Annotated in this window: 13 protein-coding genes; 4 read left to right on the forward strand and 9 right to left on the reverse strand. The window is 64.8% G+C overall.

Translation table 11 applies throughout. The annotated features are described in order from the left end of the window. Window positions 1–107 precede the first annotated feature (107 nt). Window positions 108–545, forward strand: a complete 438-nt coding sequence (locus THL1_RS04295; RefSeq protein ID WP_069082101.1) for a hypothetical protein — start codon at window positions 108–110, stop codon at window positions 543–545. Between the two features lie 24 nt (window positions 546–569). Beyond that, complete coding sequence (locus THL1_RS04300) at window positions 570–1,331, forward strand: YdcF family protein (RefSeq protein ID WP_069082102.1); 762 nt, start codon at window positions 570–572, stop codon at window positions 1,329–1,331. A 181-nt stretch (window positions 1,332–1,512) separates the two neighbouring features. Here the strand turns inward: THL1_RS04300 and lnt are convergent, their stop codons facing one another. From lnt to miaB, 5 genes are all read right to left on the reverse strand, one after another. Beyond that, window positions 1,513–3,033 (reverse strand): apolipoprotein N-acyltransferase, encoded by a 1,521-nt coding sequence (gene lnt, locus THL1_RS04305; protein WP_069082103.1) that lies wholly within the window; start codon window positions 3,031–3,033, stop codon window positions 1,513–1,515. A gap of 111 nt (window positions 3,034–3,144) precedes the next feature. Continuing rightward, a complete protein-coding gene (locus tag THL1_RS04310) occupies window positions 3,145–3,984 on the reverse strand; it encodes an HlyC/CorC family transporter (RefSeq protein ID WP_069082104.1) in 840 nt (279 codons plus the stop codon). Between the two features lie 21 nt (window positions 3,985–4,005). Beyond that, window positions 4,006–4,470, reverse strand: a complete 465-nt coding sequence (gene ybeY / locus THL1_RS04315) for an rRNA maturation RNase YbeY (protein ID WP_069082105.1) — start codon at window positions 4,468–4,470, stop codon at window positions 4,006–4,008. Beyond that, window positions 4,463–5,482: a PhoH family protein gene (locus THL1_RS04320; protein ID WP_069082106.1), complete on the reverse strand. Its 1,020-nt coding sequence runs from the start codon at window positions 5,480–5,482 to the stop codon at window positions 4,463–4,465. The genes ybeY and THL1_RS04320 overlap by 8 nt, the downstream gene beginning before the upstream one ends. Window positions 5,483–5,574: 92 nt before the next feature. Continuing rightward, complete coding sequence (gene miaB / locus THL1_RS04325) at window positions 5,575–6,915, reverse strand: tRNA (N6-isopentenyl adenosine(37)-C2)-methylthiotransferase MiaB (protein WP_069082107.1); 1,341 nt, start codon at window positions 6,913–6,915, stop codon at window positions 5,575–5,577. 133 nt (window positions 6,916–7,048) lie between these two features. Between miaB and THL1_RS04330 the strand changes: the two genes are divergently transcribed. Then, a complete protein-coding gene (locus THL1_RS04330) occupies window positions 7,049–7,372 on the forward strand; it encodes a DUF1820 family protein (RefSeq protein ID WP_069082108.1) in 324 nt (107 codons plus the stop codon). A 30-nt stretch (window positions 7,373–7,402) separates the two neighbouring features. On the opposite strand, the gene THL1_RS04335 is transcribed toward THL1_RS04330, so the two are convergent. The 4 genes from THL1_RS04335 to THL1_RS04350 form a co-directional block, all read right to left on the reverse strand. Then, window positions 7,403–7,948 (reverse strand): tetratricopeptide repeat protein, encoded by a 546-nt coding sequence (locus THL1_RS04335; RefSeq protein ID WP_069082109.1) that lies wholly within the window; start codon window positions 7,946–7,948, stop codon window positions 7,403–7,405. A 213-nt stretch (window positions 7,949–8,161) separates the two neighbouring features. Continuing rightward, window positions 8,162–9,451, reverse strand: coding sequence for a glutamate-1-semialdehyde 2,1-aminomutase (gene hemL / locus THL1_RS04340; RefSeq protein WP_069082110.1), 1,290 nt, complete (start codon window positions 9,449–9,451; stop codon window positions 8,162–8,164). Window positions 9,452–9,480: 29 nt separating this feature from the next. Then, the gene (gene thiE, locus THL1_RS04345; RefSeq protein ID WP_069082111.1) at window positions 9,481–10,110 is read right to left on the reverse strand and encodes a thiamine phosphate synthase; all 630 of its coding nucleotides are present in this window, start codon (window positions 10,108–10,110) and stop codon (window positions 9,481–9,483) included. Beyond that, window positions 10,107–10,904: a hydroxymethylpyrimidine/phosphomethylpyrimidine kinase gene (locus THL1_RS04350; protein ID WP_069082112.1), complete on the reverse strand. Its 798-nt coding sequence runs from the start codon at window positions 10,902–10,904 to the stop codon at window positions 10,107–10,109. The genes thiE and THL1_RS04350 overlap by 4 nt, the downstream gene beginning before the upstream one ends. A gap of 254 nt (window positions 10,905–11,158) precedes the next feature. On the opposite strand from THL1_RS04350, the gene THL1_RS04355 reads away from it, so the two are divergent. Continuing rightward, a complete protein-coding gene (locus THL1_RS04355; RefSeq protein ID WP_069082113.1) occupies window positions 11,159–13,558 on the forward strand; it encodes a hybrid sensor histidine kinase/response regulator in 2,400 nt (799 codons plus the stop codon). The last annotated feature ends 24 nt before the right edge of the window (window positions 13,559–13,582 follow it).

Genomic DNA, 13,582 nt, shown 5'->3' on the forward strand with positions numbered 1-13,582 from the left:
GTCCGTCGGCAATCCCGGCACCGTTTGTCGCTGGCACCTTGCGGCAGGGAACCGAACGCTAAGCTTTTCATAAGCAAGGCAAGCGTTTACGTAGTTCGAGGTGCTGGATGGGTCAGTTGCGGCGGGCGGATTCAGGGAGCGGGCTTTACGAACGGTTGTTGCACCGGCTGGCCCTGGCGCTGGATGAAGCGGATACGGCGGTTCGTCTGCGCGACGAAGAACCGCTCGAACTGGAGCTCAAGGGACTGACGCCCGCCGAGATGGAGCTGATCCGTGCCTATCTGGATCGCGACACGCGCTGGCTCAGCGGCTGGCACGCCGCCGCCGAGGAACTGGCGGCCATCGAGGATCTGCCCCGTCGCGCTCCGCACACCGAAAGCAGTCCTCCCAAGCGCTTCGCGCTCAAGCCCAAACCCCTGTTCAAGCGCAGCCAGCAGCTGTGCTGTGCCATGTGCGGCACCCCGGCCAGTTGGCAGCGCGGCCAGGGCGTGCAGGCCTGTATGTCCTGCGGGTCGCAGCTTTTCCGTACGTCCAATCCCCGTTAGGCTCCGGGCACCCTGGAGGTGTCCATGCCGATTCGCTACATCATCAAGCAATTCCTGCTGCCGCCCGGCGGCCTGCTGCTGTTGCTCTTGCTTGCCTGGTGGCTGCGTCGGCGCATGCCGCGCCTGTCGCTGGCCTGCTTCGTGGCGGGGCTCGGCGGCCTCTGGCTGATGAGTCTGCCGATCATGGTCGAATGGTCGGCCAGGGTGCTGGAGCGCGAACCACCTCTGGCCGAGGCGCAGTGGGCGCAGTTGGCCGGGCGGGTGGATGCCATTGTGGTTCTGGGCGGCGGTCGCGAGCGCGACGATCCGGCCTGGGGCAGCGACCAGCCATCGGCCATGGCCCTGGAGCGCCTGCGCTATGCCGCACGCCTGGCTCGTGCCAGCCGCCTGCCGCTGTTGACCAGCGGCGGCCTGCACTACGGCGAGCCTCCGAGCGAGGCGCGAATCATGGCCGACACGCTGGAACGGGACTTCGGCCTGGCCGTGCGCTGGCAGGAAGGGGAGAGCCGCACCACCTGGGAGAACGCGACCTACAGCGCGAAGCTGTTGCAACCGGCGGGTGTGCGCCGTGTGCTGCTGGTTACCCAGGCAGCCCACATGCCCCGGGCCCGCTGGTGTTTCGAGCGCGCAGGGTTCGAGGTGGTGGCGGCGCCCATGGGGTACCTGGGCGTGCCCAACGCTCGTCCGCTGGGCGGCTGGTTGCCGGAGTCGAAGGCGGTCTGGCAGAGCGGGATGCTGCTCAATGAGGCGATCGGGCTGCTGGCTTATCCACTGGCGTATGACTGAATGGGAAGGGGCCACCAGGCAGCCCTTCGCGAATGAGTTCGCTCACCGACAGCGGGGCGGCTCTGGTAGGTTGTGGCTGAGCTCCGCGAAGCCCAACGTGCATCCCAGCCGGGAATCGTTGGGTTTCGCTTCGCTCTACACCAACCTACGGGGCTGCTGTGCAGCCCTTCGCACGCTGTTTTCACACCGTCTTGGCGATCCGGCTGGCCAACAGGGCCCAGGCGAAGAGCAGGCCGCAGAGGATCACCAGTGGCCAGGCACGCCATTGCAGGTAGGGCGTCAGGCCCTGCATGGGCAGGACTTCGCCGTAGAGCACCCCTTGCTGGAACTGCGGGATGCCTTCGGTGATCTGGCCGAACGGGTCAATCAGCACGGTGACGCCGTTGTTGGTGGCGCGGATCATCCAGCGCCCGGCCTCCAGGGCACGCATCTGGGCCATCTGCAGGTGTTGCAGGGGACCGATGGAGGTGCCGAACCAGGTGTCGTTGCTCACCGTCAGCAGGATGTCGCTGTTGGCGGCCAACTCGGCCGCGAACTCGGGGTAGACCACCTCGTAGCAGATGTACGGGGCGATGCGGTAACCCTTGGCCAGCAGCGGCGGTTGCTTGGAGTCGCCACGGGCGAAGTCGGACATCGGCAGGTCGAAGAAGGCGATCAGCCCGCGCAGTACGTCCTGCAGTGGCACGTACTCGCCGAAGGGCACCAGCTTCTGCTTCAGGTAGGTGCCTTCACCCTGGCCTACGACGGTGATGCCGTTGTAATAGCGTTTTTCGCCGCGCTCGTTGCTTTGGCGAATCGGCACGCCTGTGATCAGGGCGGACTGGCGGTCATTGGCAAAGCGGCCCATGACGCCGAGGTAACCGTCCACGAACTCCTTGAGCACCGGCACCGCGGTTTCCGGCCAGACGATCAGGTCGGCCTTCTCGGCGCTGAAGGTCATGTCGCGGTAGAGGGCGAGCTGGGCGTTGAGCTGCTCCGGGTCCCACTTCAGGTTCTGTTCGATGTTGCCTTGCATGGCTGCCACTTTCAGCGGCGCACCGGCTGGCTGGGTCCAGGCGTGCCCCTTCAGCGCCAGGCCGACGGCCCAGGGCGCGATCAACAGGACAAGCCCCGCGCCGAGGAAGGTCGGACGGCTGCGCAGGCGTGCCAGGTTCACCAACAGGGCCGCACTCAGCGCCAGGGCGAAGGACGCCAGCCAGACACCGCCGACCGGCGCCAGCCCCGCCAGCGGGCCATCGAGCTGGCTATAGCCAGCGTAGAGCCAGGGGAAGCCGGTGAGGAACCAGCCGCGGAAGGCCTCCTGGGCCAGCCAGAGGGCAGCGAAAGCCAGGGTGTCGGCCAGGGACGCTTCGCTGCGGCGCAGCCAGCGCGCCCAGACCAGCGCCGGGAGGGCGAAGAAGAGGGCGACCCCGGCGCTGAATCCGACGGTCAGGAAGCCCGCCAGGGGCACCGAGGCGGCGCCATAGTCGTGGATACTGACGTAGATCCAGCCGGTGCCGGTGAGGAACAGGCCGAAGCCATAGCACCAGCCGCGAATGAACGCGGCTTTAGGCGCCAGGTCGCGCAGGCCCAGGTAGAACAGGGCCAGGGACAGCAGTTCCAGGGGCCAGAAGTCGAAGGGGGCGAAGGCCAGGGGCGTCAGGGCGCCGGCGGCCAGTGCCAGCAGGTTGCCCGGCCAGCCGGGGCGGGTGATCCAGTTCATGCTCGGTCCTTGGGCGGGTGGGGCGCTGGAATTGAGTGCGGGCGCGGTCTGAGCACCGACCCGGGGCGCGATTATCCACGTGCGCCCCTCCGCTGTGGAGGGGCGCGCGAATCAATGGGACAGCGGGGAGAGGCGCAGCAAGTGAATGCGACGGCTGTCTGCGTTGAGTACGCGGAAGCGGAACTCGCCGATCTCGGTGGTTTCGTTACGCTTGGGCAGGTGGCCGAAGGCACCCATGACCAGGCCGCCGACGGTGTCGAACTCGTCTTCGGAGAAGTCGGTTTCGAAGAACTCGTTGAACGCGTCCACCGGGGTCAGCGCCTTGACGATGAAGTCGCCGCTGGGCAGCGGTTTGATGTAGCTGTCTTCTTCGACGTCATGCTCGTCTTCGATGTCGCCGACAATCTGTTCCAGTACGTCCTCGATGGTCACCAGGCCCGCCACGCCACCGTACTCGTCGATCACGATGGCCATGTGGTTGTGGTTGGCGCGGAACTCGCGCAGCAGCACGTTCAGGCGCTTGGATTCCGGCACGAAGGTCGCCGGTCGCAGCAGGTCCTTGATGTTGAAGCTCTGGCCATTCTCTTGAAGGATCAGCGGCAGCAGGTCCTTGGCCAGGAGGATGCCCATGACGTCATCGAGGCTTTCGCCGATGACCGGGTATCGGGAGTGGGCGGCGTCGATGATCGCCGGGAGGAACTCCTTCGGCGTCTGCGCGGCCTTGATGCTGATCATCTGCGAACGCGGCACCATAATGTCGCGTACTTGCAGGTCAGCGACCTGGATCGCGCCTTCGACGATCGACAGCGCCTCGCTGTCGAGTAGCTTGTTCTGGTGGGCTTCGCGCAGCAGCTCGAGGAGCTCCTGGCGGCTTTTCGGCTCATGGGCAAAGGCCTGGGTCAGCTTTTCCAGCCAGGACCTGTGCCCGTTGCTCGATCGATCTTCGCTCATATGTCCTTTGCTCGGTGCTTCTTATTGGTCTTCATCGTCACGATAAGGGTCGGGGTGGCCAAGTTCAGCCAGCAATTCCCGTTCCAGTGCTTCCATTTCCTCGGCTTCCTCATCTTCGATGTGGTCGTAGCCGAGCAGGTGCAGGCATCCGTGGATCACCAGGTGCGCCCAGTGCGCCTCCAGGGCCTTGCCCTGTTCGGCGGCTTCCCGCGCCACCACCGGCGCACAGATCACCAAGTCGCCGAGCAGCGGAATATCCAGCAACTCGTCCGGCACATCGGCGGGGAAGGACAGCACATTGGTAGCGTAGTCCTTGTGTCGCCAGGTGCGGTTGAGCTCCCGGCCTTCAGGTTCGTCCACCAGTCGGATGGTCAATTCGGAGTCGGCGGTGCGCTGGCGCAGGGCCAGTTCGCACCAGCGACGAAGGTCCGCCTCGCTCGGCAGGCCCTGGGCCTCGCTGGCGAGTTGCAGGTCGAGTTCAAGCATTGTCGTCTATCGCGCCAGGATCGTTGTCGGCGGGTCTGGCCTTGGCCGGTTGCTGGCGGTTGTCGTAGCGGTCGTAGGCTTCCACGATGCGCTGCACCAACGGGTGGCGTACCACGTCCTGGGACTTGAAGTGGGTGAAGCTGATGCCCGGAACGTCGCGCAGCACGTCGATTACGTGGATCAGTCCGGATTTGGTGCCGCGCGGCAGGTCGATCTGGGTGATGTCGCCAGTGATCACGGCGGTGGAGCCGAAGCCGATACGGGTCAGGAACATCTTCATCTGCTCGAGGGTGGTGTTCTGACTCTCGTCGAGAATGATGAAGCTGTTGTTAAGGGTGCGACCGCGCATGTAGGCCAGCGGAGCGACCTCGATCACCTGTTTCTCGATCAGCTTGGCGACGTGGTCGAAGCCGAGCATCTCGTAGAGCGCATCGTAGAGCGGGCGCAAGTAGGGGTCGATCTTCTGGGAAAGGTCGCCGGGGAGGAAGCCGAGCTTCTCGCCGGCCTCGACTGCGGGGCGTACCAGCAGGATGCGGCGGATTTGCTCGCGCTCCAGGGCGTCCACGGCGCAGGCCACGGCGAGGTAGGTCTTGCCAGTGCCAGCCGGGCCGATGCCGAAGTTGATGTCGTGATCGAGGATCGATTTCACGTAGCGCTGCTGGTTGGCGCCGCGCGGGCGGATGTTGCCCTTGCGGGTACGCAGGCTCACGGGCTCGGCTTTGGGATTCACGGCTTCTTCCATGCCGGTCTCGCGCAGGAAGAGGTGCACCATGTCGGGCGACAGCTCGATGGCCTCGGTCTCGCGATAAAGGCGATGCAGGAGGTTCTCGGTGGCGCGGGTGCGTTGCGGGTCGCCGACCAGTTCGAACTGGTTGCCACGGTTGCGGATTTCGATGGCCATGCGCTGCTCGATCAGGCGCAGGTGCTCGTCGAGCTGGCCACAGAGGTTGGCGAAGCGGCGGGCTTCAAAGGGTTCCAGGGTGAAACGGTGTAGATCCAGGGAGGCGTTCAATGTCGTGTGTTCGCCCTTGGGCGGAAGGAATGGGATGACATGAAGAATAACCCCGAGGGCCCGCCTGGAAAAGTGCGGGCCCTCGAGGTCGATCAGTGCGGGTGCTCTTCGAGCAGGCTGCCGCGCAGGGAGTGGGGCAGGGCGTCATCGATGTGCACGTCGACGAACTGGCCGATCAGCCGCGGGTTGGCGCTGCGGAAGTTGACGATGCGGTTGTTTTCGGTGCGGCCCTGGAGCATGCCCGGGTCCTTCTTGGAGAAGTCGCTGACCAGGATGCGCTGGACGCTGCCAACCATTCGTCGGCTGATTTCGAAGCCTTGCTGGTGAATGCGGCTCTGCAGGATCAGCAGGCGCTGCTTTTTCACGTCTTCGGGCGTGTCGTCCACCAGATCGGCGGCTGGAGTTCCGGGGCGCGAGCTGTAGATGAAGGAGAAGGAGAAGTCGAAGCCGACGTCTTCCACCAGCTTCATGGTCTGCTCGAAGTCCTTGTCGGTTTCGCCGGGGAAGCCAACGATGAAGTCCGAACTGATGCACATGTCCGGAACAGCCGCCTTCAGCTTGCGGATGCGCGACTTGTATTCCAGTGCGGTGTGGTTGCGCTTCATGGCCGCGAGGATGCGGTCGGAGCCCGTCTGCACCGGCAGGTGGACGAACTTCACCAGCTCTGGCACTTCGGCGTGGGCCTGGATCAGCGCGTCGGAGAACTCCAGCGGGTGCGAGGTGGTGTAGCGGATGCGCTCGATGCCGTCGACGGCAGCCACCACGCGGATCAGTTCGGCGAAGTCGGCGATGCGGCCATCGTGGGTCTGTCCCCGGTAGCCGTTGACGTTCTGGCCCAGGAGAGTCACTTCGCACACGCCGTTCTCGGCCAGGTGGATGACTTCCGTGAGTACGTCATCGAATGGGCGGCTGACTTCTTCGCCGCGGGTATAGGGGACCACGCAGAAGGTGCAGTACTTGCTGCAGCCTTCCATCACGGAAACGAAAGCGCTGGGGCCGTCGACGCGGGGTTCGGGCAAGCGGTCGAATTTCTCGATTTCCGGGAAGCTGATGTCCACCTGGGGTTTGCGGGTGGCGCGCGCGGCGTCGATCATTTCCGGCAGGCGGTGCAGCGTCTGCGGGCCGAAGACCACGTCTACGTATGGGGCGCGCTCGCGGATGGCGGCGCCTTCCTGGCTGGCTACGCAGCCGCCCACGCCGATGACCAGCTCCGGGTTCTGCCGCTTCAGCTCGCGCCACTGGCCAAGTTTCGAGAACACCTTCTCCTGCGCCTTCTCGCGGATCGAGCAGGTGTTGAGCAGGATTACGTCGGCTTCTTCGGCGTGTTCGGTGACTTCCAACGCCTGATGTTCGCCGAGCAGGTCGGCCATGCGCGAGCTGTCGTACTCGTTCATCTGGCAGCCGTGGGTTTCGATATAGAGCTTCTTGGCCATGCACTTCAGTCAGGGTGGTTCGAAGAACCGCGCATTATAGTCGCCATCCCCCGGCCTTCCTAGCGCCGACTGCCTGGCGGCTATGCTATGATCTGCGCCCCTGAAATTCCCCCGCGACGACCGCCGATCTCCCATGAGCAAGCCCGAACCCATCTACAAGGTGATCTTCCTGAACCAGGGCCAGGTGTACGAGATGTACGCCAAGCAGATCTACCAGAGCGATCTGTGGGGCTTCCTGGAAGTGGAGGAGTTTGTCTTTGGCGAGCGCACCCAGGTGGTGGTCGACCCGAGCGAAGAGAAGCTCAAGGCCCAGTTCGAAGGCGTGGTACGCAGCTTCCTGCCCATGCATTCGATCATCCGCATCGACGAAGTGGAGCGTCTGGGGACGCCGAAGATCAGCGAGGCCAGGGGCGGCAGCAATGTAATGCCGTTCCCCATGCCGATGCCCGAGAAGTAAGGAAAGCTCTTTCGTTGGCGAGCCGCTGCGTCAGGGCAGCGGCGAGAAGGGCGAACCGCCGTCCGCAGCCTGCAGTTCCAGCAGGTAGTTGCGGAAAATCTGTCCCAGCACCTGGGTAGCGATTTCCAGTTCATCACTGCGCATCTGCGCGGCCACCAGGTCGGCGCTGTCCATAGCCTCGTCCGAGCCATTGACCGCCGACATCTTCAGCACGATGTACGCCTGCACATTGTTGGCCGGCACACCTTCGCCACGGAAGAACATGTTGCCAAGGCGCAGCTGTGCTTGGGCGTGCCCCTTGAGAGAGGCTTGCTCGAACCATTGCAGGGCCTGGTTCAGGTCGCGCGGGGTGCGTTTGCCGTCGTAGTAGAACTCGCCGAGCTCGTACTGAGCTTCGGCGTCGCCGCCCTTGGCGGCTTGCTGGCAGGCCGAAATGGCTTCCGAGAGGTTTTCCGGCAGGCTGTTCAGGTTGCAGCGGCCGGTAGCTGGAATCAGCAGGGAATTGCCGCCGGCATTGGCCAGCAGTGGCAGGAGCAACAGGCAGCCCAGAATCAGGGTGCGGCCGGTGCGTTTCATGGGAATCACAGCGCCTCGGAAGCAGTGCGGGCATCATGCCCGGCCGGCGAGAAACGCGCCGACCGTCACATTATGAAATAAGCCGGGGCGATCTTACAAAGCCTTTACTTTGTTTGCGTTCAGCGGGACGTAACGCGTCGAGCATCGCCTTGCCTGTCCGGCACAGCGCATACGCGCTGGCCAGGCAGGGGAGGGCGGCGGTGCTGTATTGCGTCAGGCCTGCTTCAGGCCGGCGAAAGCGCACTCGGCTGCTTCCAGGGTGAGCGCCAGCTCCGCGTCGCCGTGGGCGATGGAGGTGAAGCCTGCTTCGTAGGCGCTCGGCGCCAGGTACACGCCACCTTCCAGCATCAGGTGGAAGAAGCGCTTGAAGCGATCGGCGTCGCTGGCCATGACGTCCTGGAAGGTGACGATGTCATCCGCGCCGCTGAAGTACAGGCCGAACATGCCGCCTGCCTGGGTTGTGACGAACGGGATGCCTGCGGCATCGGCGCGCTGTTGCAGGCCGTCGAGCATGCGGGTGGTGTAGTCGGTCAGCTCGGCGTGAAAGCCCGGGCGGCTGATCAGCTTCAGGGTGGTCAGGCCGGCAGCCATGGCCAGCGGGTTACCGGACAGGGTGCCGGCCTGGTAGACCGGACCTAGAGGGGCGATGCACGACATGATTTCGCGCTTGCCGCCGAAGCAGCCTACCGGCATGCCGCCGCCGATGATCTTGCCGAAGGTGGAGAGGTCTGGGGTGATGCCGTAACGGGCCTGGGCGCCGCCGAGGGCCACGCGGAAGCCGGTCATCACCTCGTCGAAGATCAGCACGACGCCGTGCTTGTCGCAGAGGCTGCGCAGGCCTTCCAGGAAGCCCGGTGCCGGCGGTACGCAGTTCATGTTGCCGGCCACCGGCTCAACGATGATGCAGGCTACTTCGTTGCCCACTTCGGCCAGGGTCTTCTCCACGGCGTCGATGTCGTTGAACGGCAGGGTCAAGGTGTGCTGGGCGAAGGCCGCCGGTACGCCCGGGGAGCTGGGCACGCCCAGGGTCAAGGCGCCGGAGCCGGCTTTCACCAGCAGGGAGTCGGAGTGGCCGTGGTAGCAGCCTTCGAACTTGATGATGCTGTCGCGGCCGGTGTAACCGCGGGCCAGCCGGATGGCGCTCATGGTGGCTTCGGTGCCGGAGCTCACCATGCGCACCATCTCCATGGACGGCACCAGGGAGCAGACCAGGTCGGCCATTTCCACTTCCAGCGCGGTGGGGGCGCCGTAGGACAAACCGTGCTCCAGTTGCTTGCGCACGGCGTCCAGCACGTCCGGGTGGCTGTGGCCGAGAATCATCGGTCCCCAGGAGCCCACGTAGTCCACGTAGCGCTTGTCATCCTCGTCCGTCACGTAGGCACCGGCTGCGTGTTTGAAGAACAGCGGGGTGCCGCCGACGCTCTTGAAGGCGCGGACCGGCGAGTTGACGCCACCGGGAATATGTTTCTGGGCGTTGGCGAAGAGGGTTTCGGAACGGGACATGGCAGGTCTCTCTTTCAAGCGAATTCGGGTCAGGCGGCGTCGAACAGGGCGCTGAAGGCACGGGCGCGGCGTTCCACCTCGGAGGCGGAGTCGGCGCCGAACAGCGCGTGGATCACAGCCACCATGCTGGCGCCGCGAGCGATCAGCTCGGGGGCGTTGTCCAGGGTCACGCCGCCGATGGCGACGATCGGCAGTTGGAAACGCTGCCTGGCCTGGTCCAGCAGGTCCGGGGTGGCGGCAGGCGCGCCCGGCTTGGTCTGGGAATTGTAGAAGCGGCCGAAGGCAATGTAGCTGGCACCTTCCTTGATCGCCGCAGCCGCCAGGTCGAGGCTGGCGTGGCAGGTGCCGCCGATGATCGCCTGACGGCCCAGCAAGGCGCGGGCCGCGGCCAGGGAACCGTCGCCCTGGCCCAGGTGCAGGCCGACGCCCAGGCGTGCGGCCAGTTCGGCGTCGTCGTTGATGATCAGCTGGGCGCCGTAGCGGGTGCACAACTCGCCCAGGGCCTCCGCCTCGCGCAGGCGGCGGGCTTCGTCACTGGACTTGTCGCGGTACTGCAGCAATTTGGCACCGCCCTTCAGGGCTGCCTCGACGTAGGGCAGTAGCTTGCCATCGGCCAGCAATTGGCTGTCGGTAATGGCGTAGAGGCCGCGCAGTTTCATTGGCAGAAGTCCAGCGGCAGGCGGCGCGGCACGTACTGGCCGTGGCCGGGTTGTTCGGCATCACGCAGAGTGCGCCAGGTGTAATCAAGGGCGCTGCGAACCGCGCTGGACAGTTCCTCGCCCAGGGCCAGGCGGCCGGCCAGCGCGCTGGCCAGGGTGCAGCCCGAACCGTGATAGCTGCCGGGGAGGCGCTGGCAGGTGAAGGTGAAACGCCCGCCGTCCCGGGTGTAGAGACGGTTGTGGACTTCGGTTTCGTCGCCGTGGCCGCCGGTGATCAGCAGGTTACGGCAGAACGGCAGGAGCTTTTCCGCGCACTCGTCCGGGGTGCCTTTGGGCAGTTCGGCGAGAATGCGGGCTTCCGGCAGGTTCGGGGTGGCGATGGTCGCCACCGGCAGCAGGCGCTCGCGGATGGCATAGCCCACTTCATCCTTGCCCAGGGCGCCACCGCCGCCGGCACGCAGTACCGGGTCGCAGACCAGCGGCACGCCGGGCAGCGACTGCATGACTTCCAGTACCGTTTCGACCATCTGTACCGAGCCGAGCATGCCCAGCTTGACGGCGGCCACTGGCAGGTCGGCGATCACGGCGTGAGCCTGGGCCAGTACCCATTCCCGGTCGAGGACGCGGAAGTCGGAAACGTTGACGGTATCCTGCACGGTCAGGGCGGTCACGGCCGGGGCAGCGTGGCAGCCTTGTGCTATCAGGGCTTCGATGTCCGCCTGGAGGCCGGCGCCACCACTGGGGTCGTGGCCGGAAAGGCAGAGGACTACGGGGCGAGAGTTGGTCGTTTTCATGGTCGGCGAGCTTACCACTAAACACCTTGCTGATCCGCACCGGCGGCGCTACGCCTCAGGGGTATCTGGCGGTGTTTTGTCTTTTGCACTGTAAGCACCGGAATAGAGCTGTTCGTGCGTGATGGCAATGTGCAGCTTTCAGGCGCTCTGCGCTGTGCTAGAGTGGTCGCATTTCGAACAACCTGGCCCGGGGTGGCGCGTCAGATAGGGAGGTGGGGCTCCAGGACGCGGTCAATAGGCCATTGCGGGGCTGCATGCGTACCCTCTTTCTCCTGTTCCTTTGCCTGTTCTCAAGCCTGGCCACTGCCGTGGAGTTTGATGAACGCCTGCGCAGCCTCCCGCTCGGCCAGCACATGGACGTCTTCGAAGATGTCCGTGGTGACGCCGAAATCGACGACATCACCTCCCCCGCACTCGACAGCAGTTTCCGCCGCCACGAGAAGCCCGTGCTCAATGCCGGCTATTCGCGCTCGGTATTCTGGCTGCGCGTCGATCTGGATTACCGCCCGCGCGCCAAGGGTGGCTTGCAGGATTGGTTGCTGGAGCTGGCCTATCCACCCCTGGACCGGCTGGACCTCTATGTGCCTGACGGTCAGGGCGCCTACCGGCTGGCTCAGCGCACCGGTGATGCACTGCCGTTCTCCAGTCGCGACATCAAGCGGAGCAACTATGTCTTCAGCCTCAGCCTGCAACCCAACCAGCCGCAGCGCATCTACCTGCGGATGCAGAGCGAAGGTTCCATCCAGGCGCCACTGACGCTCTGGTCGCCCCGGGCTTTTCTCGAGGAACAGCCGGAACGCATCTACGTGCTGGGCATCATTTACGGCGTACTGCTGGTGATGCTGTTCTACAACCTGTTCATCTACCTCAGCGTCCGCGACACCAGCTACCTCTACTACATCCTCTACATCGCCTCGTTCGGGCTCTACCAGATCTCGGTCAACGGTGCCGGGATCCAGTATTTCTGGCCTGACAGCCCCTGGTGGGCGAACGCGGCGACCCCCTTCCTGATCGGCTCTGCGGCCCTGTTCGGTTGTCAGTTCTCCCGCAGCTTCCTGCATACCGCCGACCACAGTCCCTGGATGGACCGCGCCCTCCTGGGCCTGATGTTCCTGGGCGGGCTGGCGATGGTGCTGGCGCTCACCGCCAGTTACGGCCTGGCCCTGCGCCTGGCCACCTCCCTGGCGTTGATCTTCACCGTGGTGGTCTTCGCCGCTGGCGTGCTGGCCTGGCTTCGCGGTCTGCGCGTGGCGCGTTACTTCATCATTGCCTGGAGCGCATTCCTCCTCGGGGGCGCCATCAATACCCTGATGGTGCTGGGTTACCTGCCGAACATTTTCTTCACCATGTACGCGAGCCAGTTTGGCTCAGCGCTGGAGGTGGGGCTGTTGTCCCTGGCCCTGGCCGACCGCATCAATGCCATGAAAGAGGAACGCACGCGCATCCTTCAGGACGCGGGCAACAAGATGGAGGCGCTCAACCAGGAGCTGGCCAACAGCAACCGCCTGAAGGATGAATTCCTCGCCACCGTCACCCACGAGCTGCGTACCCCGATGAACGGTGTCATCGGCTCCCTGGAACTGATGCAGACCCTGCCACTGGATGACGAACTGCAGCAGTACCAGCGTACTGCGTCAGGTTCGGCGCGGGACATGATGCGGCTGGTCAACGACATCCTCGCCATGACGGAACTCCAGGCCGGCAAGCTCTACCCGCGACGCGAGCCGTTCAGCCTGCGCGGCCTGATGGACAGCTTGCGGGTGCAGTACCAGCCCCGCGCCGAAGAGAAGGGGCTCACCTTCAAGCTGGAACTGGGCCACAAATTGCCGGACACCTTGGAGGGCGATGCCGGCAAGCTGGCCCAGGCGCTGGGTTATCTGCTGGACAACGCCGTGAAGTTCACCAGCCGGGGCAGCGTCATGTTCACGGTCAGTGGCCAGGAACCGGTCAATGGCAGCCTGGACTTGCGCATCGAAGTGGCGGATACCGGCATCGGTTTCACCGCGCCGCCGGATGGTCCGATCTATCGGCGCTTCTATCAGCTCGACGGTTCCATGACTCGCGAATACGGCGGCCTCGGTATTGGTCTTGCCCTCAGCCAGCAGTTGGTGGCTTTGCTTGGCGGGAGCCTGTCGCATCAATCCCAGCCCGGTCGCGGCAGCTCCTTCACCCTGGCGCTCCCATTGTCGCTCCCGGACCAGGCGGTCCAGTCCGTACCCGTACGCCGCCCTGGCGGTGAGGCCTTGCGGCGTCCGGAGCAATGCACTGTTCTGGTGGTGGAAGACAACGCCATCAACCAGTTAGTGACGCGCGGCATGTTGCTCAAGCTCGGGTACCGCGTGCGTACCGCGGATAACGGCGCCGAAGCCCTCGAGCAGATTCGTCGCGAGCCCATGGACGCCGTGTTGCTGGACTGCCAGATGCCGGTCATGGACGGCTTCGCCACCTGTCGCGCCCTGCGTGCGATGCCCGGTTGCGCCGACCTGCCGGTGCTGGCCATCACGGCGCACAGCCACAGTGGCGACCGCGAACGCTGCCTGGCCGCTGGCATGAGTGACTACATGGCCAAGCCGGTGAAGTTCGAAGAGCTGCGCACCATGCTGCATGACTGGTTGCTGTGCAAACCGGTGGAGAGCGTGCAGTCGCTGGGCTGATCCGCCTGTTCCCATCTGCGTGGC

Source organism: Pseudomonas sp. TCU-HL1 (assembly GCF_001708505.1).
Classification (GTDB): Bacteria; Pseudomonadota; Gammaproteobacteria; order Pseudomonadales; family Pseudomonadaceae; genus Metapseudomonas.

Coding starts and splice junctions, on each gene's coding strand:
- ybeY (WP_069082105.1), bottom strand. CDS start 4,470: ATGCTTGAACTCGACCTGCAACTCGCCAGCGAGGCCCAGGGCCTGCCG.
- THL1_RS04310 (WP_069082104.1), bottom strand. CDS start 3,984: ATGAGCGAAGATCGATCGAGCAACGGGCACAGGTCCTGGCTGGAAAAG.
- THL1_RS04295 (WP_069082101.1), top strand. CDS start 108: ATGGGTCAGTTGCGGCGGGCGGATTCAGGGAGCGGGCTTTACGAACGG.
- THL1_RS04335 (WP_069082109.1), bottom strand. CDS start 7,948: ATGAAACGCACCGGCCGCACCCTGATTCTGGGCTGCCTGTTGCTCCTG.
- thiE (WP_069082111.1), bottom strand. CDS start 10,110: ATGAAACTGCGCGGCCTCTACGCCATTACCGACAGCCAATTGCTGGCC.
- THL1_RS04330 (WP_069082108.1), top strand. CDS start 7,049: ATGAGCAAGCCCGAACCCATCTACAAGGTGATCTTCCTGAACCAGGGC.
- THL1_RS04350 (WP_069082112.1), bottom strand. CDS start 10,904: ATGAAAACGACCAACTCTCGCCCCGTAGTCCTCTGCCTTTCCGGCCAC.
- miaB (WP_069082107.1), bottom strand. CDS start 6,915: ATGGCCAAGAAGCTCTATATCGAAACCCACGGCTGCCAGATGAACGAG.
- hemL (WP_069082110.1), bottom strand. CDS start 9,451: ATGTCCCGTTCCGAAACCCTCTTCGCCAACGCCCAGAAACATATTCCC.
- THL1_RS04300 (WP_069082102.1), top strand. CDS start 570: ATGCCGATTCGCTACATCATCAAGCAATTCCTGCTGCCGCCCGGCGGC.
- THL1_RS04355 (WP_069082113.1), top strand. CDS start 11,159: ATGCGTACCCTCTTTCTCCTGTTCCTTTGCCTGTTCTCAAGCCTGGCC.
- lnt (WP_069082103.1), bottom strand. CDS start 3,033: ATGAACTGGATCACCCGCCCCGGCTGGCCGGGCAACCTGCTGGCACTG.